15 protein-coding genes are annotated in these 22,498 nt (G+C 64.0%); 7 read left to right on the forward strand and 8 right to left on the reverse strand.

The genetic code is table 11. From position 1 onward, the window contains the following. The first annotated feature begins 350 nt into the window (after positions 1-350). From CLU93_RS18525 to CLU93_RS18535, 3 genes are read left to right on the forward strand one after another with little or no spacing between them, the layout of a single operon-like run. A complete protein-coding gene (locus tag CLU93_RS18525) occupies positions 351-1,073 on the forward strand; it encodes a hypothetical protein (RefSeq protein ID WP_257225006.1) in 723 nt (240 codons plus the stop codon). Beyond that, positions 1,070-2,368: a hypothetical protein gene (locus tag CLU93_RS18530; RefSeq protein WP_257225007.1), complete on the forward strand. Its 1,299-nt coding sequence runs from the start codon at positions 1,070-1,072 to the stop codon at positions 2,366-2,368. The genes CLU93_RS18525 and CLU93_RS18530 overlap by 4 nt, the downstream gene beginning before the upstream one ends. A gap of 28 nt (positions 2,369-2,396) precedes the next feature. Further along, a complete protein-coding gene (locus CLU93_RS18535; protein ID WP_099379104.1) occupies positions 2,397-2,660 on the forward strand; it encodes a PAAR domain-containing protein in 264 nt (87 codons plus the stop codon). On the opposite strand, the gene CLU93_RS18540 is transcribed toward CLU93_RS18535, so the two are convergent. The 7 genes from CLU93_RS18540 to CLU93_RS18570 all read right to left on the reverse strand — a co-directional run bounded on the left by CLU93_RS18540 (position 2,657) and on the right by CLU93_RS18570 (position 16,638). Then, the gene (locus tag CLU93_RS18540; RefSeq protein ID WP_099762818.1) at positions 2,657-3,979 is read right to left on the reverse strand and encodes an aspartate aminotransferase family protein; all 1,323 of its coding nucleotides are present in this window, start codon (positions 3,977-3,979) and stop codon (positions 2,657-2,659) included. The two genes, CLU93_RS18535 and CLU93_RS18540, sit on opposite strands and share 4 nt — an antisense overlap. A gap of 81 nt (positions 3,980-4,060) precedes the next feature. Continuing rightward, positions 4,061-4,948 carry a MurR/RpiR family transcriptional regulator gene (locus CLU93_RS18545; RefSeq protein WP_099762819.1) on the reverse strand — a complete coding sequence of 296 codons (888 nt, stop codon included), beginning with the start codon at positions 4,946-4,948 and terminating at the stop codon, positions 4,061-4,063. Positions 4,949-4,992: 44 nt separating this feature from the next. After that, the gene (locus CLU93_RS18550) at positions 4,993-5,277 is read right to left on the reverse strand and encodes a hypothetical protein (protein WP_133250812.1); all 285 of its coding nucleotides are present in this window, start codon (positions 5,275-5,277) and stop codon (positions 4,993-4,995) included. Positions 5,278-5,583: 306 nt separating this feature from the next. Continuing rightward, positions 5,584-8,259, reverse strand: coding sequence for a TonB-dependent receptor (locus CLU93_RS18555; RefSeq protein WP_099762821.1), 2,676 nt, complete (start codon positions 8,257-8,259; stop codon positions 5,584-5,586). Positions 8,260-8,473: 214 nt separating this feature from the next. Beyond that, positions 8,474-11,617: an EAL domain-containing protein gene (locus CLU93_RS18560; RefSeq protein WP_257225008.1), complete on the reverse strand. Its 3,144-nt coding sequence runs from the start codon at positions 11,615-11,617 to the stop codon at positions 8,474-8,476. Positions 11,618-11,810: 193 nt separating this feature from the next. Continuing rightward, a complete protein-coding gene (gene cphA, locus CLU93_RS18565) occupies positions 11,811-14,381 on the reverse strand; it encodes a cyanophycin synthetase (protein ID WP_099762823.1) in 2,571 nt (856 codons plus the stop codon). Between the two features lie 79 nt (positions 14,382-14,460). After that, a complete protein-coding gene (locus CLU93_RS18570) occupies positions 14,461-16,638 on the reverse strand; it encodes a cyanophycin synthetase (protein WP_099762824.1) in 2,178 nt (725 codons plus the stop codon). Positions 16,639-17,105: 467 nt separating this feature from the next. On the opposite strand from CLU93_RS18570, the gene CLU93_RS18575 reads away from it, so the two are divergent. The 4 genes from CLU93_RS18575 to CLU93_RS18590 all read left to right on the forward strand — a co-directional run bounded on the left by CLU93_RS18575 (position 17,106) and on the right by CLU93_RS18590 (position 20,938). Then, entirely contained in the window at positions 17,106-19,388 is a 2,283-nt protein-coding gene (locus CLU93_RS18575; RefSeq protein ID WP_257225009.1) for a cyanophycin metabolism-associated ABC transporter, read from the forward strand. Positions 19,389-19,390: 2 nt separating this feature from the next. Next, positions 19,391-19,861 carry a cyanophycin metabolism-associated DUF1854 family protein gene (locus CLU93_RS18580; RefSeq protein WP_099762825.1) on the forward strand — a complete coding sequence of 157 codons (471 nt, stop codon included), beginning with the start codon at positions 19,391-19,393 and terminating at the stop codon, positions 19,859-19,861. 133 nt (positions 19,862-19,994) lie between these two features. Beyond that, positions 19,995-20,471, forward strand: a complete 477-nt coding sequence (locus tag CLU93_RS18585; protein ID WP_257225010.1) for an MbcA/ParS/Xre antitoxin family protein — start codon at positions 19,995-19,997, stop codon at positions 20,469-20,471. Then, positions 20,468-20,938: an RES family NAD+ phosphorylase gene (locus CLU93_RS18590; protein WP_099762826.1), complete on the forward strand. Its 471-nt coding sequence runs from the start codon at positions 20,468-20,470 to the stop codon at positions 20,936-20,938. The genes CLU93_RS18585 and CLU93_RS18590 overlap by 4 nt, the downstream gene beginning before the upstream one ends. A gap of 7 nt (positions 20,939-20,945) precedes the next feature. Here the strand turns inward: CLU93_RS18590 and CLU93_RS18595 are convergent, their stop codons facing one another. Beyond that, complete coding sequence (locus tag CLU93_RS18595; RefSeq protein ID WP_099762827.1) at positions 20,946-22,460, reverse strand: AMP nucleosidase; 1,515 nt, start codon at positions 22,458-22,460, stop codon at positions 20,946-20,948. Positions 22,461-22,498: the final 38 nt, after the last annotated feature.

Below are 22,498 nucleotides of genomic sequence, written 5' to 3' on the forward strand. Positions count from 1 at the left end.
CCAAAAAATACTCTAAGTTGCAGAGTATTGCTTCTGTAGCCATAGGAAATGATGGTTCAGAAACACTTGATGGTTATTATGAAAAGTATGTCGAGAAGATGTTTGACTTAATGCACAGCGTGTATTACGCCGACCCTGAGTATTTCTACAACGTCCACTCAGCTGAAAACAGATCACGTTGGCGCGAACTGGCCGGTATCCATATTGAATGTGCCTTGCCAGAGGGAAAGCTCGATCCTGTGGAGTCTGCTACGTTTTTACAAAATTATGTCCGCCGTACCTTCACCATCGGCAACCCAAATTTTCCTACCCTCTGGACCCGCTCCACCCCACCCGACGTCCGCGTCACCATGGGCGGTCCCAACGCCGGTTTTACGTCGCTTTCCGCCGCGCTCGACTATCTGCAAAGCCATCCCAAGGAAACCGTCTGGGTCATGAACTGGGATGCGCCCAGCCGGCCACTGGACCGGCAGATCAACGAGAACCTGGTGCTGCTGGTGCTGGCTGGTCCCGACTACAAGACGGAGCGCGCGCCGCTGGCGTGGCTAGGGTATCCAAGCACGAAACAGGTGGCGGATTTTGAAGTCAAAAAGGGCGAACCGCCGCGCCTGGTGCAGGCGTGGACGGCGGCCATCGAAGAGGCTGCGGCCAAGGCCAATCAAGCCGAGACCGGGATCGGCTATCTGATCCACGACGCGGGTAATACACACCAGGATTCGTCCGCACGGCTCGGTGCGCTGGCGCAGACGCTCACCTTGCAATTGCCGGAATTCGATTTTCTGAAGCAAAGCTTCAATCTGACGGCCGTGCTGGGCGAGACGGGCGCGGGCACGGCCCTGACGAACGTGGCGCTGGGCATCGCCTACGCGCATCACTTCGGCAAACCCGTGCTGGTGGCCGGCACCAGCGACCTGTCCGCCCCCGTGGCGCTGGTGGTGGCGCCGCCGGCCGTGGTGCGGCCGATCCGGCCCGACAAACCTTGGTTCCGCGCGCGCAGCGGCAACCATGCGTATCTGCCCTGGTGGGGCTTGCGCCACGATGCACGCGAGTATTACCAGGGGTTTTCGCAATGAGGGCGCTGATCGCGGTTCTCATGTCGATGTTGCTTGGCGCGTGCGCGACGCCGCCATTGCCGGAGGCAACGGTGCCACGCAGCGGTCCGTTTATGGCGCAGGTGGTGGGATTGCAATGGCTGAATCCTTTGCAACGTCGGGATTACCCCACGCAATGGCAATTGCTGTGGACCTTGGGGCTGGTGCAGCCGAATCCAGGCGATGAGATGGTCAGGGAAAGGCCTGAAAAATACTCCAAACTGCAAAGCATTGCGTCTATTGCGGTTGGAAATGATGGTTCTGAAACTTTCGATGGATACCATGAAAAATATATTAATGAATTAATGAACTTGTACCATGATGTGTATTACTCTGATCCAGAATATTTCTACAATGTTCATTCAGCCGAGGACAAATCACGCTGGCGAGAGTTGGCTGGTATCCATATCGAATATGCCCTGCCAGAAGGTAAGCTCGATCCGGTAGAAACGATAGCATTTGTGCGCAAAAGAGTTGCAAGGACTTTTAGCATCGGCAACATCCACTCTCCCACCCTCTGGACCCGCTCCACCCCACCTGACGTTCGCCTCACCATGGGCGGCCCCAACGCCGGTTTTACTTCACTTTCCGCCGCGCTCGACTATCTGCAAAGCCATCCCAAGGAAACCGTCTGGGTCATGAACTGGGATGCGCCCAGCCGGCCTCTGGACCGGCAGATCAACGAGAACCTGGTGCTGCTGGTGCTGGCCGGCCCCGACTACAAGACGGAGCGGGCGCCGCTGGCGTGGCTAGGGTATCCGAGTACCAAACAGGCGGCGGATTTTGAAGTCAAAAAGGGCGAACCGCCGCGCCTGGTGCAGGCGTGGACGGCGGCCATCGAGGACGCGGCAGCGAAGGCGAACAGGCGCGATAGCGAGATCGGCTATCTGATCCACGACGCCGGCAATACGCACCAGGATTCGTCCGCACGGCTCGGCGCGCTGGCGCAGACGCTCACCGTGCAATTGCCGGAATTCGATTTCCTCAAACAAAGCTTCAATTTGACCGCCGTGCTGGGCGAGACGGGCGCGGGTACCGCCCTGACGAACGTGGCGCTGGGCATCGCTCACGCGCACCATTTCGGTAAACCCGTGCTGGTGGCCGGCACCAGCGACCTGTCCGCCCCCGTGGCGCTGGTGGTGGCGCCGCCCGCCGTGGTGCGGCCGATCCAGCCCGGCAAGCCATGGTTCCGCGCGCGCAGCGGCAACCATGCGTATCTGCCCTGGTGGGGCTTGCGCCACGATGCGCGCGAGTATTACCAGGGCTTTTCGCAATGAGGCGTTTTACCTATTCAAGGAGAAGAGCATGCGTGGCGTGATCCGTTTGAACGACCCCACCAGCCATGGCGGCAAGGTGGTGGGGGCTGCGCCGAACAGTACGGTGCTGGGTGTAGCCGTGGCGCGCAAGGGCGACCCTTGCGTGTGTCCGATCAAGGGGCACGTGCGCTGCGTGATCGCCGAGGGCGATCCGCAGGTGCTGATCGATGGCGTGCCCGTGGCCTTTGATGGTCACAAGACCAGCTGCGGCGCCAGCCTGATGTCCACCGTGGGCAACAGCGGGCGCGGTTAGACGACGCTGGCGTCGATGGCCGTGCCCAGCTTGTCGACGAGCTCATCGACGTGGCTGGCGTCGATGATGTAGGGCGGCGCCAGCAGGATGTGGTCGCCGCGCAGGCCGTCGATGGTGCCGCCCATGGGGTAGCACATCAGCCCGCCCTGCATGGCGTGCGCCTTGATGCGCGCGTGCAGGCGGCGGGCCGGGTCGAACGGCCGCTTGCTGGCGCGCTCCTGCACCAGTTCCAGGCCCAGGAACAGGCCGCGGCCACGGATGTCGCCCACGTGCGCATGGCCATCAAAACGCGCATGCAGCCGCTCTTTCAGCAAGCCGCCCATGGCGCGCACGTTGGCCAATAAATCGCGTTCCTCGATCTGCCGCTGCACGGCCAGGGCGGCGGCGCAGGCTGTGGCGTGGCCGATATACGTGTGGCCATGCTGGAAGAAGCCCGTGCCGGCGCGGATGGTCTCGCGGATGTCCTTCGATACCATCACGGCGCCGATGGGCTGGTAGCCGGCGCCCAGGCCCTTGGCGATGCAGATCAGGTCGGCGGTGATGGCTTCCTGCTCGCAGGCGAACAGGCTGCCCGTGCGGCCTATGCCGCACATGACTTCGTCGAGAATCAACAGGATGCCGTGGCGCTGGCAGATGGCGCGCATGCGCGCAAAATAGCCGGCGACGGCGGGCAGGGCGCCGGCCGTGGCGCCGACGACGGGTTCGGCGATGAAGGCCATGACGTTGTCCGCGCCCAGCTCGGCGATATTGTCTTCCAGCTCCTGGCCCAGGCGCGCCACGTAGTCGGCATCCGTTTCATGCGCGTGCTGGTCGCGCCAGGCGTAGCAGGGCGATACGTGGGTCACGCCGATCAGCAGCGGCTCGAACTGCTGGCGGCGCCAGGCGTTGCCACCGGTGGCCAGCGCGCCCAGGGTGTTGCCGTGGTAGCTCTGGCGGCGCGCGATAACGTGGCGGCGCTGCGGCTGGCCCCGCTCGACGAAATACTGGCGCGCCATTTTCAACGCGCTTTCCACGGCTTCCGAGCCACCCGAGACGAAATACACGCTGTCGATGCCGGCAGGTGCCCGGGCGACGAGGAAATCGGCCAGCTGCTCCATCGGCTCGCTAGTAAAGAAGGAGCTGTGCGCATACGCCATGCTGGCAATCTGTTGCTGCACGGCGGCGATGACGGCCGCATCCGCATGGCCGAGGCACGAGACGGCTGCGCCGCCGCAGGCGTCCAGGTAGCGTTTACCGTTTGCATCGATCAGGTAAGGGCCATCGCCGCCCGTGGCGACAGGGTAAGTGGCGGTCAGGCTGCGGTGGAAGACATGGCTCATGGCATCGCTTTCTTGTCGGCAAGGGAGATGGCCGAGTATAGGATGCGCCGCCCTGTAATGCAACGATTGATGTATTTATTTTTAATTTACATCATTTGATGTTTTTGCGTACGCGCCCAGCGCCCGCAATTGTTTTTCCGCCGCGCCGATGGCCGTGACGGCATCCGGCCCCGCGCGCGCCACCAGCAATTCCACCAGGCTTTCCACGGCCGCGACGCCGGCCACGATGGAGGGGAAGAACGAGGGGCTGTCGACGGCGATGACGATGCTGGCGTCGGCCTGCAGGGCCAGCGGCGACATGGCGCTGTCGCTGATGGCGACCACCAGGCAGCCGGCCTGGCGCGCCGCCTGCGTCACCAGCAGCGCTTCGCTCGAATACGGCGCGAAGCTGACGACGACGACGGCTTCGTTCGCCTGCAGGGCGCGCAAATCCATCTCCAGCGTGCCGCCCTGGCCGCTCAGCAACTGCACGCTGGGGCGCAGCAGCCGGTACAGGTAGTGCAGGGTGTAGGCGATCGGGTGGGCGGCGCGAAAGCCCGCCACGTGCACGCGGGGCGCCGCCTGCAGCAGGCTGGCGGCCGCATCCAGGGCGGCGTGGTTGGCGCTTTCCGTGGCGGCCAGGTTGCGCTGCTGCACCGTGAACATTTCGGTGACCAGATTGCCTTCCTTGCCAGCCAGCGCGTTGGCTTTTTCAGCATACCCGGCCGGCCCCGCGCGCAGGCGCTCGACGAAGATGGCTTTGAGTTCCGGCCAGCCGGCAAAGCCCAGTTGCTGCGCCAGGCGCACCAGGGCGGCCGACTGCACCTGGGCGCGCGCGGCGATGCTGCGCATCGACGACACGGCCACTTCGTCAGGGTGGTCGGCCAGGTAGCGGGCGCCGGCCTGGAATTGCGGGCTCAGTTCCGCATGGCGCGCCTTGATCAGGTCCATCAGTGCCGCATAGGAATCGTGGGGTGTCGCTGCCTGCATCGCCGTGCCTCATTGGATAGGTTGCGGCGATGGTACAGGATTCGTCAGCGCGCCGGTAGCGGCAAGCCTTGCGCCAGCGCGGCCGTGCGCGGACGCAGGCGGGCAAACAGGTGCGGCCCGGCTGCTTTGCGGCGCGGACCCGTCGTCAGCACGCGCAAGGCGGTGGGCAGCGGCACGTCGTGGCAATGCAAAAACAGGGCGGCGGCGCCCGTGCCGGCCATTTCCTGCAAGGCCAGCGCATGTTCGACCAGCGCCGCCGTGCGCATGTCGAGCCGCACCGGGATGTCGGGTTGAAATAACTGTGCATCGACGTGCCGTGCATCGCGCATGCTGTCCCCGCCGGGTTCGCTAGTCAAGCTGCCAGCATAAAAGCGCCCCGGTGGCGGTACCTTGCGCCAGATCAATTCCAATGTCGGATAGATTCCTCAATGCAAAAAAAACGCCAACCGTTGCCGGCTGGCGCTGAAAACCCTCGCAAGGAAGAAAAAAAATTATGAATTTCAACGACGTTTCGACGCCTGACCAAACCATCGCGAGCGGCAGTGATTTGTGGCCGAGAAGCGCAGCGGCACTTTAGTGCCGTGAGCATCGCCGGCCGCAAAGCGCGCCGCGCAGCCGGTTTGGTCAGGTGTCCACTAGTAGCTCCAGCGGAGGGACAAGCCGACAACCTTGTCATAGCGCCGCACATCGCGCACATAGTCCGGCGTGTCGTGGTAGTCGCGGTAGGTCGAGTCGAGCAGGTTGTTCGCGTCCAGCGTCAGCGTGGTGTGCGGGTTGAGCTTGTACGACACCGACGCGTCCAGGGTTTTCGTCGGCGCCACGGTCAGGTGGATGCCCTTGCCGCGGTAGTTGTAGTCGTCCACATATTTGTCGCGCCAGCTGTAGGCCAGCCGCGCCGACCATGGTCCCTGTTCGTACAGGCCGACGATGTTGGCCGACCATTTCGACATGCCCGTGAACGGATGTGCGCTGCCATTCAATTCTTCCAGTTCGCCCGTCATGTAGGTGGCGTTGGCTTGCAGGCCCAGGCCGCTCATCCAGCCTGGCAGTTTGTCGTAGAACTGCTGGTAGGCCATTTCCATGCCTTGCAGATGGCCCTTCGACGTGTTGCGCGGGCGCGTGATGTCATACTCGATGCCGCCATACGTTTCCTTGGCCGAGCCGGACAGGATGTAATTCTTGAAGTTGTGGCGGAACACGGTGGCCGTGACGGAGCCCGTCTGCGCGAAATACCATTCCAGCGCCGCATCGAGGTTCTTGCCTTCCACGGGTTTCAGGTCGGGGTTGCCGCCACTGCCCGTGGGGCGCACCATTTCCAGGCTCTGGCCCAGGGTCACGCCGGGATTGAAGTCGGCGAAGTTCGGGCGCTGTACGGCCTTGCCGGCCGTCAGGCGGGCGATCAGGTCCTGGCGCAGCATGGCTTTCAGGGTCAGGCTGGGCAGCACGTCCGTGTCCGACGTTTTCACGCGCACGGGCGTGATGATGCCGTTTTGCGAGGAATTGCCTTGCAAGTCCTGCTTGGTCTGCACCACGCGCACGCCCAGGGTGCCATCGACCGGCACTTGTGCCAGGTCAAAGCCGATGCGCGCCTTGCCGTACACGGCATTGGTTTTTTCCACGTCCATGTAGTGGCTCATCGGATCGTCGGGGCTGCGTTCGCTGCTACCCGTAAACAGCTGGCGCAGCACGCCCGTGTTGTTGAGCATGAAGTCGCGGCATGGCGTGAGCCAGCTTTGCAGGCCGAAGTTGCCCGTGTTCTCGTGCGAGGTACAGGCCAGGCCGGGAATCGCGTCCGCGTACATGGTCGACGTCAGGCCGCCCTGGCCATTTTTTTCGCGGATCGATTCGGCCTTGCGCTTGGCCATGCGCACGCCGCCCGAAAATTCGCGGAAGAAGCCCGTGCTGTCCATATCGTAAGTGACGTCGGCGCGCCAGTCGGTCGAGCTGCCTTCGTCGTGGCTGTGGTTATCGTAGAAGCCGAGCAGCGTGTAGTTCTTCGGATCCAGCATGTTGTAGCCGGGGTAGCTGATCTGCGCGCCGCCGTTGACGTTCGTGCTGCCGATGATGCTGGTCGGATGCGCGAGGAAGTCGAGGATGGGAAATTCGCGCTCGAAGTTGCTCACCGTGCGCGCCAGCTCCGTGGTGGCGCGCAGCTGCGGCGTGATGTCCCAGCGCGCGCCGATGGCGCCTTGCGAACCGATCGAGCGGTCGCGCCGCGCCTGGGTCGAACCGAGCGTGAACGGCGACCACGGGCCGTCGATCTTGCCCACCGTGGCCGCCTGAGTGGTGCCGGGGATCAGCGTGATGTCCGGGTTCTGGCCCCACGGCAGCGAACCGACGAAGAACTGGCTGTCGAACGCATGCTTGATCAGGGTCGACATGCCTTCCGCATACACTTCCACCTGCGAGTTCGGGCGCCACTGGAAGGCGGCGTTCGCCGCATAGCGCTTGCGGTCGCCCACGGTCGGAATCATGCCGACCGAATCGGGCCCCGTGATATTGCCCGCTTCGGGGCGCTTCACCGGTTCGGCGTTCCAGATCGTCTCGTCATAGTATTTGCTGCGCTGGTAGGACAGGCCGAGCAGGGCGCCGAATTCGCCGTATGGGGTTTTCCAGCGGTTCGAGACCATGCCGCTGACGTTCGGGTCCGTCGAGCCGGACTTGTCGCGGTGTTCGGCGCGCACGTTGCCCGACGCCGTAAAGCCCTTGAAGTCGAACGGGCGGTTGGTGCGCACGTCGATTACGCCGGCCGTGCCGCCTTCGACCATGTCGGCGCCCTGTGATTTATACACGTCCACGCGCTGCAGCATGGCCGTCGGAATGTCGGCCAGGTACAGGCTGCGGCCCACGGAGGTGAACATTTCGCGGCCGTTGAGCAAGGTCACCACGCCGGGCAAGCCGCGGATGACGACGGTACCGGCCTCGCCGCCTTCGCGGCGCACCTGCACGCCCGTCACGCGGCCGAGGATTTCGGCCACGTTCTTGTCGGGGAATTTGCCGATTTCATCGGCGACGATGGAGTCGACCACCTGGTCGTTGTTCTTCTTGATCGTCTGCGCGCTCTGTGCCGCCCTGCGCACGCCCGTGACGGCGACGACAGCGATGCCGCTGTCGGCTGGCGCCGCCACCGGCGCTGCTTCTGCCACTTCTGCCACTTCTACCGCCGGTGTTTCCACGGCGGGCGCCTGCTGCGCCCAGACGGAAGCGCCGCTCAGCAGGCCCGCGCCGGCCAGCGCTGCCACCGTGGCCTTCAAGGTCAACCGTGTGTTTTGCCTGGGCGTGCGGGTGCCCGTTGCCATCCATTGCTTCATCTTGTCTCCACCTGTATTGTAGTTATGTTGAGAATGCCGCGGCAGTCGCCGCCAGAGCTGGAACTTGCTCAGGAAGCATGGTAGGGGGGATGACTTTGCCCCACAAATGACTTCTTTTGCGATGTCAATACCGATTCCGGTATCCCTGCAGCATTCATGCGCCCTGGCGGCGCACTGCGCGTTGTCGAATCCGGCGCGTGCCGCAGCGGAGGTGTCAGGCGGCGCAGCGCGCGTCGCTGTGCGCCAGCCAGGCCATGAAGTGCGCCTGCGGCATGGGGCGGGCAAAGTAATACCCTTGCAATTCATCGCAGCCGGCGTGGCGCAGCACGTCGGCATCGGCTGCGCTTTCCACACCTTCGGCGGTGACCGTCAAGCCCAGGGTATGGCCCAGGCCGATGATGGTTTTCGTCACGGCCAGGTTTTGCGGCGAACCGTGGATGTCCTGCACGAAGCTCATGTCGATTTTCAGCTTGTCGAGCGGGAAGCGGCACAGGTAGTTCAGGCTCGAATAGCCGGTGCCGAAATCGTCGATCGACAGTGCAAACCCCAGCGCCTTGATGGCGTGCAGGGTGGCGATGGTGTCGTCCACGTTGTCCATCAGGATCGATTCGGTCAGTTCGAATTCGATCTGTCCTGGCGTGACGGGAAACTCGCGCAGCACCTCGCGCAAGGTCGCCACCAGGGTGCCGCTTTTCAACTGGATGGCCGACAGGTTGATCGACACGGCGATGTCGCCCGTGCCCGCCTCGCGCCAGGCCAGCTGCTGGCGGCACGCTTCGCGGATGACCCATGCGCCGATGGAGACGATCAGGCCCGATTCCTCGGCGGCGGGAATGAAGCTGTCCGGCGCGATCAAGCCGTGCTGCGGGTGCTGCCAGCGGATCAGGCTTTCCACGCCATTCAGGCGGCTGCTCTGCGCATCGATGCGCGGCTGGTAGTACAGCACCAGTTCCTGCCGCTCGATGGCGTGGCGCAGGTCGCTTTCCAGGTGCAGTTGCTGCAACTGCTGCTCCTGCATCTGCGGCGTGAACATGCGCGCATGGTCGCGCCCCCCGCTCTTGGCCTGGTACATGGCCGCATCGGCGTGGCGCATCAGGGTATCCATGTCGTCGCCGTGGTCCGGATAGATGGCCACGCCCACGCTGCACGAGACATACAGCGCGCTGCCTTCCACCTGGTGCGGCTGGCGCATGGCCGGTATCAATCGCGTGTCGAGCAGCGCGCCGATGGCCTCTGCGTCGCCGATACCGTTGAGGATGATGACGAATTCATCGCCGCCCAGGCGGCTGACGGTGTCGCCTTCGCGCACCAGCTGCAGCAGGCGGGCCGATACCGATTGCAGCAGCGCGTCGCCCACATGGTGGCCCAGCGCGTCGTTGACGTGCTTGAAGCGGTCCAGGTCGACGAACAGCACACCGACTTTTTCGCCGCTGCGGCGCGCCTGCGCGATGGCGGCCGCCAGGCGCAGTTTCGACACGTGGCGGTTCGCCAGGCCCGTCAGCGCGTCGTGGTGGGCCATGTGCTCGATCTGCCGCTCGCTGGCCTTGCGTTCGCTGATGTCGAGCGAGCTGGCGATGAAATGCGTGGTGACGCCATCGAGGTCGCGCACGGCGTTCATCACCAGCCAGGCGGGATAGCTTTCCAGCGACTTGCGCTGCACAGAGATTTCCCCCTGCCAGTAGCCGCGCCGCGCCAGGGTCTGGCGCAAGCTGTCGAGCTGCTCGGGACTGTTGTCCGGCGACAGCAGGAAGGCCGGGCGCTTGCCGATCAGCTCCACCATGTCGTACAGCGAATGGCGGCGGAATGCCTGGTTGACGGTAATGATGCGCATGTCGGCATCCATCACGATCAGGCTTTCGGCCGATGCCTCGAAGACCTTGGCCCACAGTTCCAGGCGCGACTCCATCAGCTTCATTTTGTTGATCGGCGTGAAGGTCGACAGCACCGCGCGCTGGCCCTGGTAGTCGATCAGGCGCGCGGAAATCAAGGCCCAGGTGGGCGTGCCGCCGCCGCTCCAGCACACCTCGAATTCATCGACGGCGCCCAGGTCGCTCAAGCGCTGGAAGAAGCGCGAACGGGCTTGCGGACTCATGCCGCCCACCCACGGGTCCAGCTCCAGGCTGCCTTGCCACGCGTGCGCGGCCTGGTTCGCGTGCAGCACCTGGTGATGCGGGATCGAGGTGACCATCAGCGGGATGGGAATGGCGTCGACCAGCTGGCGCTGCGCATCGGCCGCGCTGGCGCGCGCCACCAGGTCTTGCTGCGCCATGCGCTGGAAGTCGAGCTGCTGCAGCATGGTATTGAAGGCGCTGACCAGGCGCCCCGTTTCATCTTCGCTGTCCCAGATGGCGCGCAGGCTATGGTCGCCCGTTTCGCGCACTTCCTGCGCCACGCGCGCCAGGCGGCGGATGGGCAGGGCGATCTGCCGCGCGACGAAAAACACCAGGCCCAGTATCATCAGCAGCAGCAGCACGGCCGTGCCCAGGTGCAGCCACATGCGCGTGAAAAAGCCGTCCACGCGCAGCTGGATCAGGCGGTGCAATTCGCCCTCCGCCGCGCGCCAGGCACGCTGCAGGGCCGCGACGGCCGCCGCATCGTGCCGCAGCAGTGCTGCGTTGCCATCGGCATGGGCCGGCGAGCCGGCCAGCGCCTGGGTGCTGGCGCGAAACTGCGCCACGGCTTGCTGCAGGGCCGCGCGCGAACCGTCCAGGTGGCGGCGCAGCAGCGGCGTGCTGGCCGCGAACGCCTCCGTGTAGTCGCTGCCGATACCGCCCATGGTGGCGTCCATGCGCCCTTCGAGGATCAGGAACTGCGTCTGCAGGCGCTGGCGCTGCGCGCCTTCGGCTGTCGCCAGTTGCAGGGCCAGGGCGTGCGTGCTGTTGATCACTTCCAGCAGTTCCGGAAAGCGCAGGATCACCAGCGACATCGTGTAATAGCTGTCCAGGTCCGGGTCGAGAATCAGGTTCGACTGGTTGCCCACGCGCGTGAGCAGTGCGCGTCCGGCCACAAAGGCGGCCGAGGGCGCCATGCCGTCATGCGCCGCTGGCGTGCCGCCGGCCTGGCGCAGCAGGGTGGCGAATTGCCCGCTCAATTGCGCGCTGCGCATACCCGCGCCGAACTGGCGCTCGGCTTGCTCGATGGCGGCCGCTTGCGCGTCCGCTTGCGCCGTGCTGCGCGTCAGTGGCAGCAGCGCATCGCGGATGGCGGCGATGTAGTCGTTGCCCGCCATCTCCTTGCGCGAGAAATCGATGGCGATGTATTTTTCGTTGATGAGAATACCGGAAATGAAGATGACGGCGGACAGGTCGAGCAAATAGATCAGCGCCAGTTTGCGCCCCACCGTCAATTTCCCGATCATGCGCGAGATTCTGCCCACCATGCGTGCCCCACCTTCTCGTCAGCTCATTTATGTTTTCTTGTGAGCAATTTTCATGCCTGAATTTACAAGCTTGCAAGGGGGCTTTTGCACCATGCCGGTGCGCGCAGGGAGGCGGAGCGCGCCAATAAAAAGGGCGGCCCGCAGGCCGCCCTCGTGTGCAGTGATGTGGTGCTTAGGCTTCGGCGACGCGCTTGGCGATGTGCGCCAGCGCTTCTTCCACCTGGTCGATCAGGATCAGGCACAGATCGCCTTCATTCAAACGCGCCAGGGCCTTGTCGATGGCGACGAATTCGCCGTTGATTTCATCGATATGGCTGGTGCGCTTGGCGCCGTTCAAGCCCTGGCGCAGCAGCGCCACGACTTCGCCGTCGGCGCGGCCGCGCTGGCATTGATCCTGGTACAGCAGCACGTCGTCGAAGGCGGCGCCGAGGATTTCCGTCTGCTGGCGGATGTCTTCGTCGCGGCGGTCGCCGGCGCCGCTGATGACCACCGAACGGCGCTTGGCCGGCATGCTTTCCACGGCTTGCACCAGCGCCAGGATGGCGTCCGGATTGTGGCCATAGTCAGCGATCAGGGTGGCTCCACGATAATCGAACACATTGAAGCGGCCGGGCGCATTGTCGGCTTCATTGGCGAAGGTTTTCAGGCCCAGCGCGATGGTTTTCCAGTCCAGGCCCACGGCCCAGGCGGCGGCCAGCGAAGCCATGACGTTGTCGACCTGGAAGCCGATGGCGCCATTGCGCGTGATCGGCACTTGCGACAGGGCGATTTCGTGGCGTTCCTTGCCCTGTGCGGCGACCAGCATGCCATCTTCCACGTACACCACGCGGTTGCCCTGCGCGCGGTGCGTGGCCATCACGGGATGCGTCTTGTCGGCGGCGAAGAAGGTCACCGTGCCGCTGCAATTCTTGGCCATGCGCGCCACGGCAGGGTCGGTGGCGTTCAGCACGGCCACGCCGCTGTCGGCCACGTTCTGCACGATCACTCTTTTGAGTACCGCGAGGTCTTCCACGGTGGTGATGTAGTTCAGTCCCAGGTGATCGCCGGCGCCGATGTTGGTGACCACAGCGACCTGGCAACGGTCGAAGGCCAGGCCTTCGCGCAGCATGCCGCCGCGCGCCGTTTCGAACACGGCGGCGTCCACGTCCGGGTGCAGCAGCACGTTGCGTGCGCTGCGCGGACCGCTGCAGTCGCCGCTGTCGATCTGGCGTCCTTCGATGTACACGCCATCGGTGTTGGTCATGCCCGTGCGCAGGCCCGAGGTGGTGAGCAGGTGGGCGATCAGGCGCACGGTGGTGGTCTTGCCGTTGGTGCCGGTGACGGCAACGACGGGGATGCGGCCATCGTCGCCCTCGGCGAACATGGCGGCGATGATGGCTTCGCCCACGGGGCGCGGCTTGCCGAACGACGGCGCCAGGTGCATGCGCAGGCCCGGTGCGGCGTTCACTTCGACGATGCCGGCGTTCTGCTCTTCCAGCGGTTTCAGAATGCTTTCGGAGACCACGTCCACGCCGCAGATATCCAGGCCCACCATGTGCGCGGCGGCGACGGCGCGCGCCGCCACTTCCGGGTGCACGTCGACGGTGACATCGGTGGCCGAGCCGCCCGTCGACAGGTTGGCGTTATTGCGTAAAACTACGCGCTGGCCCACGGGCGGCACGGATTCGGCCACATAGCCTTGCTTGGCCAGGCTGGCCAGGGCGATGTCGTCGAAGCGGATTTTTGTCAGCGAGGTGGCGTGGCCGCTGCCGCGGCGCGGGTCCAGGTTGACCTGGTCGACCAGTTCGCGCACCGTGTGCTGGCCGTCGCCCACCACTTGCGGCGGGTCGCGGCGGGCCGCTGCCACCATCTTGTTGCCGATGACGAGCAAGCGGAAATCGTGGCCCGGCAGATAGCGTTCGACGAGGATATCGTCGCGAAATTCCTGCGCCGCGAGGAAGGCGGCCGTCAGCTGTTCGCGCGTGGTGACATTGACGGTGACGCCCTTGCCCTGGTTGCCATCCTTTGGTTTCACGACGACGGGCAGGCCGATCTCGCAGGCGGCGGCCCAGGCGTCGTCCGCATCGATGGCGACACGGCCGTGCGGCACCGGCACGCCGGCCGAATCGAGCAGCTTCTTGGTCAGTTCCTTGTCTTGCGCGATGGCTTCGGCAATCGCGCTGGTGCCGTCCATTTCGGCGGCCTGGATCTTGCGTTGCTTGCTGCCCCAGCCGAACGTCACCAGGCTGCCTTCGGTCAGGCGGCGGAACGGGATGTTGCGCGCCACTGCGGCGTTGACGATGGCGCCCGTCGAAGGGCCCAGGCGCACGTCTTCATCGAGTTCCTGCAATTGGTGCAGGGCGCCGGCCAGGTCGAATGGCGCATCGTCGAGCGCGGCGCGGCACAGCTGCTGCGCCAGTTCCAGGGCCAGGCGGCCGACGGCTTCTTCCGAGTATTCGACGACGACCTGGAAGATGCCCGTTTCCAGGGTCGGCGTGGTGCGGCTGAAGGTGACGGGGCAGCCGGCTTGCGCCTGCAGGCCCAGCGCCGCCAGTTCCAGCACCTGCGCCATCGGCGCGGCGTTGTAATTGCCCAGCGGTTGCAGCGGGCTCAGTTGCGGAAAGAGGGCGCGCAGGCGGGCTTCGAAGCCGGGCAACTGGGCGATGTCGAGTTCCTGCGTGGTGCAGGAAACAATGGCTTCCACGGCGGTGTCGTGGCTCCAGAGATTAGGGCCCCGCAAGGCCCGTACGCGAGATACTTCCATAATTAAACCGTAATCCTGTTGTGTTCTTGTGGGCCCGGCCGTCCTGGCCGGGCTTGAGTGCTGCTTTGCCTGTTGCCGATCAATTCCCGATGCAGCCGGGTGCGGCGTCAAACGTGCGCAAACCCGCGCAGATCAGATCGACAGGCAGGTGCATGGCCCAGGCGGCGGCCGCGACGGCCAGCACGCTGTCGACGTTGCCGGCCGTGGCCGGCTTCAGCAGATCCAGGCACAGCAAGACCGTTTCGATGCCGCCTTCGGCCAGCACGATGTGGTTGCCGCGCACGAACACGGCGCGCTGGCCGGCGGCCAGTTGCGCCGCGATGGCCGGCAAGCTGCCATCCTGCGCATACAGGGTCACCGTGCCATCGCACAGTTCGGCCAGCTCCAGCACGTGGGCGTTGGCGGCGTTCAGCACGGCCACGCCCGTCGGCACCACCACGTCGACCTGGCTGCGCACGGCCTTGTACAGGCCAGCATCGTCGAGCACGTCGAAATCCTTGACGCTATCGAGACTGCCCATGTCGGTGACGATGCCGATCTGGCACTTGTCATAGGCCAGGCCTTCGGCCAGGATCATGCGCGGATTGCTCTCGAACAGGGCCGTCTGCACGGTGCGGTTGAGCAGCAGGCGCTGGCCCGCGTCCCAGTTCACGCAATCGCTGCTGACGACACGACGCTGGTCCAGGTACATGCCTTCGCTGCAGACGGCGCCCGTGTGCAGGCCCGACAGATTGAGCAGTTTGCACAGCATGCGCACGATCAGGCTGGCGCCGCGCGTGCCCGTCACGCCGATCAGCGGAATGCGGCCCGTTTCCTCGGGCGCGAACAGGTGGTCGACGATGGCCGCGCCGACAGGGCGGCTCTGGCCCACGCCCGGCTTGATGTGCGCCAGCAGGCCGGGGCTGGCATTGACTTCGATGATGGCGCCGCGCTGCTCTGCCAAAGGACGCGTGATGTCGGTGGTGACCAGGTCGATGCCGGCGATATCGAGGCCGACGACGCGCGCGGCGAGCAGGGCCGCATGCACGACGGACGGATGCACGTCGTCCGTGACGTCGATGGCCACGTTGCCGTTCGGCTGGATCAGCACTTTTTGGCCCGCCTGCGGCACGGACAGGGCGGTCATGCCCTGGCGCTGCAGTTCCAGCACGATTTCGCCCGATTCGTGCGGCTTGACGGTGCCCAATGGAAAATCTTCGCCTTCGCCGCGGCGCGGATCGGTATTGATCTGCGTGTTGACCAGTTCCAGCACGCTCGAGACGCCGTCGCCGTCGACCCACAACGATTCACCCTTGGCGGCCGCGATCAGCTTGTTGCCGACGACGAGCAGACGGTGTTCGTCGCCCGTGATGAAGCTTTCCACCAGCACGGCCGAGCTGTCGCCCTTGCGCGCGGCCAGCTCATAGGCGGCCTTGACGTCGCTTTCCGTCATCAGGTTCAGCGACACGCCGCGGCCATGGTTGCCGTCATACGGTTTCACCACGACGGGCACGCCGATGTCTTGCGCTTCTTCCCAGGCCGCCTCGGCGCTGCGCACCAGGCTGCCTTCAGGGACGCGTACGCCGCATGATTTGAGCAGGAATTTGGTCAGGTCCTTGTCGCTGGCGATGCCTTCGGCAATCGCGCTGGTGCGGTCCGTTTCGGCCGTCCAGATGCGGCGCTGCGCGGCGCCATGGCCCAGTTGCACCAGGTTGCCGTCGTTCAGGCGCAGCGAAGGGATGCCGCGCTCGGTGGCCGCATCGACGATGCTGGCCGTGCTCGGGCCCAGGCAGCGCGCATCGACCATGTCGCGCAGGGGCGCCAGGGCCGCTTCCAGGTCGTAAGCTTCATCGTTGATGGCGGCCATCAGCAGTTCGCGCGCGGCGGCCAGGGCGGCGCGGCCCACGTGCTCTTCACGCGTGCGGAAAGCCATCTTGTAGACGCCGCGCTGGCTGGTCGAGCGCGTCTGGCCGAAGCCCGTGCGCATGCCTGCCAGGTTTTGCAATTCCAGCACCACGTGTTCGAGGATGTGCGCCGACCAGGTGCCTTCGCGCAGGCGCTCGAAAAAGCCGCCCCGTTCGCCCACGCCGCAGCGGTGTTCGATCATGCCGGGCAGCCACGCCACCAGACGCTCGTACAGGCCGGGCAGGGTATTGGATGGATAGTCTTCCAGTTCGCCGATGTCGACCCAGGCTTCAATCACTGGGCGATACGTCCAGATGTTGGGGCCGCGCAAGTGGGTGACGCGGGCAAATTCGATGTTCTTCTTCTTGATCATGTAAGTGGTTTCTTGATAACAAGCCAGGCGTCTGGGCGCCAGATACTTTATGGTGGCTCTACAGAGTCTTTTCAGGCTCGTGCTTGGTTCTTTATCCCGGGTATGCGCAGTGTGCCACTTTTAGCGGTCCCTTGTCGCGTTTGCTTCTCGTATTCTGCTGCTGTTGTCATTCTAATTGTTACTAATTGTTGCTGTACTTGTTATAAAGATACCGACTCCGGGCCAAGCTGGAGCATTTGCGCAACAGCGCGCTGTTGTATACTTGCCGCTGGTCGATGGCCGCTCATTTTTTTGCGCCGTTTTGCCATCATTCCTTACCGGCAGGCATCCATTCGATACAATACAGGAAATTGCCACTGGTGCATCTACCTCGCCATCGCGCAGTACACAAACATTGATCGGGCGTCTGCCCCATCCCCCAAATCCCGCCCTGAAGGGCTTGGCCTCGAGCCGGAGTATGCTTTACGATGACAACTGAAACGAGTGTTCCTGCAACAACTATTCCCCTCACCTCGCTGCCGGCGCCGGTAGCAGAAGCCTGGCTGGCGGAGGTGGAGAGCAACCTTTCTCCAGGGGAGAACGTTTTAAGTAGCGTTGAGGTTGACCTCGATGCGCGATTACGTTTCACAAAAGGCATAATTGTTGTCACCGAGAAGCGTTTGCTGGCCCGTTCACCGGGCGATAGCGACTGGAAAAGCTGGTCTTTTCGTCCTGGATTGCGCCTGACGCACCATGACCACGCCGGTGTCGGCCACCTGGAACTGTTCGATGACCACGGCCGCCTGGCGGCGTGGCGCTTCACTTTGGGGCAGAACCTGCATGCGATCCGCGTGCTGGAACAGTTCGTCGAGCGCCTCGACAGCCACCTGACGGGCCAGCCCGTGCTGCAAGCGGAGCAGGAAGTGTGTCCGAGTTGCAAGGCGCCGCTGGAGCCGGAGCAGGAAGAGTGCCCGATCTGCGCCAAGGTGCTGTACACGCCGCCGTCCACCTGGACCCTGTTCCGCCTGTGGCGCTTCGCCCACCCTTACCGTGGCCAGCTGGCGCTGGGTTTCATGCTGATGCTGCTGAGCACCGCCGCGCACATGATTCCACCCTACCTGACGGCGCCGCTGATGGACAATGTGCTGATCCCGTATCAGAACGGCAAGCACATCGACCCATGGCTGGTGGTGTACTACATGAGCGGCTTGCTCGGTTCGGCCCTGCTGGCCTGGTTGCTGGGCTGGGGCAAGACGTATGTGCTGGCCCTGGTGTCCGAACGCATGGGTGCCGATTTGCGCTCGGCCACGTATGAACACCTGATGAAACTGTCGCTGGAATTTTTCGGCGGCAAGCGCACGGGCGACCTGATGTCGCGCATCGGCAGCGGCAGCGACCGCATCTGCGTCTTCCTCTCGCTGCATTTGCTCGATTTCGCTTCCGACGTGCTGATGATCATCATGACGGGCGTCATTCTGTGGTCGATGAACCCGTGGCTGGCCATCATGACCCTGGCGCCCTTGCCGTTCATCGCCTGGATGATCCACCTGGTGCGCGACCGCCTGCGCACGGGCTTTGAAAAGATCGACCGCGTGTGGAGCGAAGTGACCAACGTGCTGGCCGATACCATCCCCGGCATTCGTGTAGTCAAAGCGTTTGCGCAGGAAAAACGCGAAGCGGCACGCTTCCGCGACGCCAACGCGCACAACCTGGCCGTCAACGACAAGTTGAACAAGGTCTGGTCGCTGTTCTCGCCCACCGTCTCGTTCCTGACGGAGATGGGTTTGCTGGTCATCTGGTGTTTCGGCATCTGGCAGCTGTCGCGCGGCGAAATCACCGTCGGCGTGCTGACCGCCTTCATCGCCTACAGCACGCGCTTCTACGGCCGCCTCGACTCGATGAGCCGCATCGTTTCCGTGACGCAGAAATCGGCGTCCGCCGCCAAGCGCATCTTCGACATCCTCGACCACGTGTCGAGCGTGCCGGAACCGGCGCAACCCGTGAAGCTGGAGAAGATCGAAGGCAGGATCGATTTGCGCGAAGTCGGTTTCCGCTATGGCAACCGCGCCGTCAATCGGGGCATCACCCTGAACATCAAGGCCGGCGAGATGATCGGCCTGGTGGGCCACAGCGGTTCGGGCAAGAGTACGCTGGTCAACCTGATCTGCCGCTTCTATGACGTGTCGGAAGGGGCGATTTTGCTCGATGGCGTCGATATCCGCTCGTTCGCCGTGTCCGACTACCGCCGCAATATCGGCCTGGTGCTGCAGGAGCCGTTCCTGTTCTTCGGCACCATCGCGGAAAATATCGCCTACGGCAAGCCGCACGCGTCGCGCCAGGACATCATCGCCGCCGCGCGCGCCGCGCATGCCCACGAATTCATCCTGCGCCTGCCGCAAGGCTACGATTCGATGGTGGGCGAGCGTGGCCAGGGCTTGTCCGGCGGCGAACGCCAGCGCATCTCGATCGCCCGCGCCCTGCTGATCGACCCGCGCATCCTGATCATGGATGAAGCGACATCGTCGGTCGATTCGGAAACGGAAAAAGAAATTCAGAAGGCGCTCGACAACCTGGTGCAAGGCCGCACGACGATCGCCATCGCGCACAGGCTGTCGACCCTGCACCGGGCCGATCGCCTGGTGGTGCTGGATCGCGGCCAGGTCGTCGAAGTGGGCAGTCACGATGAACTGATGGCGAAAGAGGGCGCCTATTTCCGCCTCTACGAAGCACAGGCGCGCAACAACGAACTCGCCCTGGATGACAAGGAATAAGCATGGCCAGTACAACTTTTACATTAAGCCGCGACACCTTCGGCAAGCTGGTCATGACGGCCGAAGACGGCCAGGTTTTTGACGGCGTGGCGCCCGTGCGCGCCTTCCCCATCCAGTCGCCCGACGAAGGCATTTCACTGGTGCTGGGCAATGGCAAGGAAGTGGCGTGGATCGAGCGCCTCGACGCCTTGCCGGAGCCGGCGCGCAACCTGCTGCAGGAAGAACTGGAAGGGCGCGAATTCATGCCCGAGATCGCGCGCGTGAAAAGCGTTTCCAGCTTCGCCACGCCGTGCACCTGGCATGTCGATACGGATCGGGGCGAGACGCAATTCGTGCTGAAGGGCGAGGAAGACATCCGCCGCATCGGCGCCACGTCGCTGCTGATCGCCGACAACCACGGCATTCACTTTTTGATACGCGACATGTTCAATATCGACAAGACGACGCGCAAGATTTTGGATCGCTTCCTGTAAGAAGCGCCCTGAATGCGGTGCAGTGCCGCCGCTCATGCCGTTCAGCTTGCGCTGGGCGGCATTTTTTTTGACCGTGTGCTTTCCTTGTGGGTTGCCTCATTTGAGCTATACTGGCGTCTTAAAGGAGATGATTATGCAACGGCACATTGATGCTCCCGTCCCGGCTCAGCAAGCGAGGGCCCTGTACGAAGGCATGTCGCTGTACGGCTTTGATACTGATGCGCGCATTGCGCTGATACGGCGGGGCATTCCAGCTTCGACGATCAGTCGCTTGTCCGCGCGCATGGGCATGAGCAAGGAATTCCTGTTGTCCAGCCTGGGGTTGTCGCGCGCCACCATCAGCCGCAAGGAAAAAGACGCCAGCTTGCTGTCGAAGGATGAATCGGAGCGCGTACTGGGTGTTGAAACCCTGATCGGCATGGTGCAGGCGATGGTCGAACAATCGGGCGATCCCGCCGGCTTTGACGCTGCGCGCTGGGTCTCCGATTGGCTGAGCAAGCCGCTGCCTGCGCTGGCGGGAGCGACGCCGGCCAGCTACATGGATACCTTCGAGGGGCAAAAACTGGTGGCGGAATTGCTGTCCATGACGCAGAGCGGAGCCTATGCATGAACGTGCTCTGGCGTATTGCCGTCGAGACGCCAGCCTATCCCGCCAGTGACCTGAGCGGCACCGGCGCGAGGATCACGGGCGGCCGCTGGAACAGCAAGGGCGCGCCCGTCGTGTATTGCTCAACGAGTATCGCCCTGGCCACCCTGGAAACCGTCCATTACCTGCGGGGCGGCGGCCTGCCGTTCAACCGTTACCTGGTGCGTATCGCCATTCCCGATGGCGTATGGAACGCGCGCCAGGTACTCGATCCATTTCCCGGCGGCTGGGACGCCATACCGGCCGGCTTGTCGGGCAAGCGGGCTGGCGATGGCTGGATCGCAGCGGGAAAATCCGCCTTGCTGCTGGTGCCTTCCGTGATCGTGCCCGACGAATACAATGTCTTGCTCAACCCCCGCCATGCCGATGCCGCAGCGGTCACCGCCAGCACCGTCCGGCGGTGGAGCTACGACCCCCGCTTTTTCCCTTGATGCACGCTTACTGAAACGCCACTTCCGCAAAGCTGCGCAATTTGCGGCTGTGCAGCCGGTCCACGCCCTGGCGGCGCAGCAGTTCCACGGCGCGGATGCCGATGCGCAAATGCTGGTCGACCCGCTCGCGGTAGAAGTGGTTGGCCATGCCGGGCAGCTTGATTTCGCCGTGCAGCGGCTTGTCGCTGACGCACAGCAGGGTGCCGTACGGGACGCGGAAGCGGAAACCGTTGGCGGCAATGGTGGCGCTTTCCATGTCCAGCGCGATGGCGCGGCTCTGGCTGAAACGGCGCTCCGGCGTGCGCTGCGGCAGCAGTTCCCAGTTGCGGTTGTCCGTGCTGGCCACCGTCCCCGTGCGCATGATGTGTTTTAAATCATGCCCCGTCAGCTGGGTGATTTCCGCCACCGCCGTTTGCAGCGCCTGCTGGATTTCCGCCAGCGGCGGGATCGGCACCCACAGCGGCAAGTCTTCGTCGAGCACATGGTCTTCGCGCACATACGCATGCGCCAGCACGTAGTCGCCCAGGCTTTGCGTGGTGCGCAAGCCGGCGCAATGGCCGAGCATCAGCCAGGCGTGCGGGCGCAGCACGGCGATATGGTCGGTGATGGTCTTGGCATTGGCCGGTCCCACGCCGATATTGACCATGGTGATGCCGCTGCCATCGGCGCGCAACAGGTGGTAGGCGGGCATCTGCGGCAGGCGCGGCGGCGCGGCGCCCAGCGCATCGTCGCTTTCCACGGTCTGTCCCACGCGGCGCGTGACCACGTTGCCCGGTTCGACAAAGGCGATGTAGCCGTCGTCGTCCGACGGTGCTTGCGCATCGGGCGCGCGCTCCATCATGGCGTGCCCCAGGCGGATGAATTCGTCGATGTAGAACTGGTAATTGGTAAACAGGACGAAGTTCTGGAAATGCTGCGGCGAGGTGCCGCTGTAATGGCGCAGGCGCTGCAGCGAGTAATCGACGCGCGGCCCCGTGAACAGGGCCAGCGGCTGCGCTTCGCCATGCGCCGGTTCGTGCGTGCCGTTGGCGATGCCGTCGTCCATGGCCGACAGGTCGGGCAGGTCGAACAGGTCGCGCATGGCCAGGCGGCGGCCCGCATCCATATTGCCTTCGATATGGTCATGCTCGGCGAACGAAAAATGCACGGGGATGGGCTGGGCGCTGACGCCCACTTCCAGGTGGACATTCTGGCCGCTGTTATGGTTTTTCAGCAGCAGGGTGAACTGGTCGAGGTAATAGTCGCCGAACAGATCGGGGCGCGTCAGGGTGGTTTCAAACACGCCGGGACCGGCGACAAAGCCGTAGGCCAGCGGCGAGTCGGCGCGCGCCACGGTGTCAGTCTGGATGCGCACGAAGGGGTAGCAGGCGCGTACGCGCTCGTGCATGTCTTCGCCGGCGACAAAGCGCTGCAGCGCATCGCGCAGGTGTTCGATGCTGCTGCGGTAAATGGCTTGCACTTGTTCCAACGCCAGGCGTGGATCGTCGAAGCGGGAGGAGGCGATGAAGGGGGGCGTAAGCAAGCGGATTCTCCTTGTAGCGGTTCGTGCATACCATTGTA

Origin of the sequence: Janthinobacterium sp. 35, assembly GCF_002754575.1 — a bacterium.
Lineage (GTDB): Bacteria > Pseudomonadota > Gammaproteobacteria > Burkholderiales > Burkholderiaceae_D > Janthinobacterium > Janthinobacterium tructae.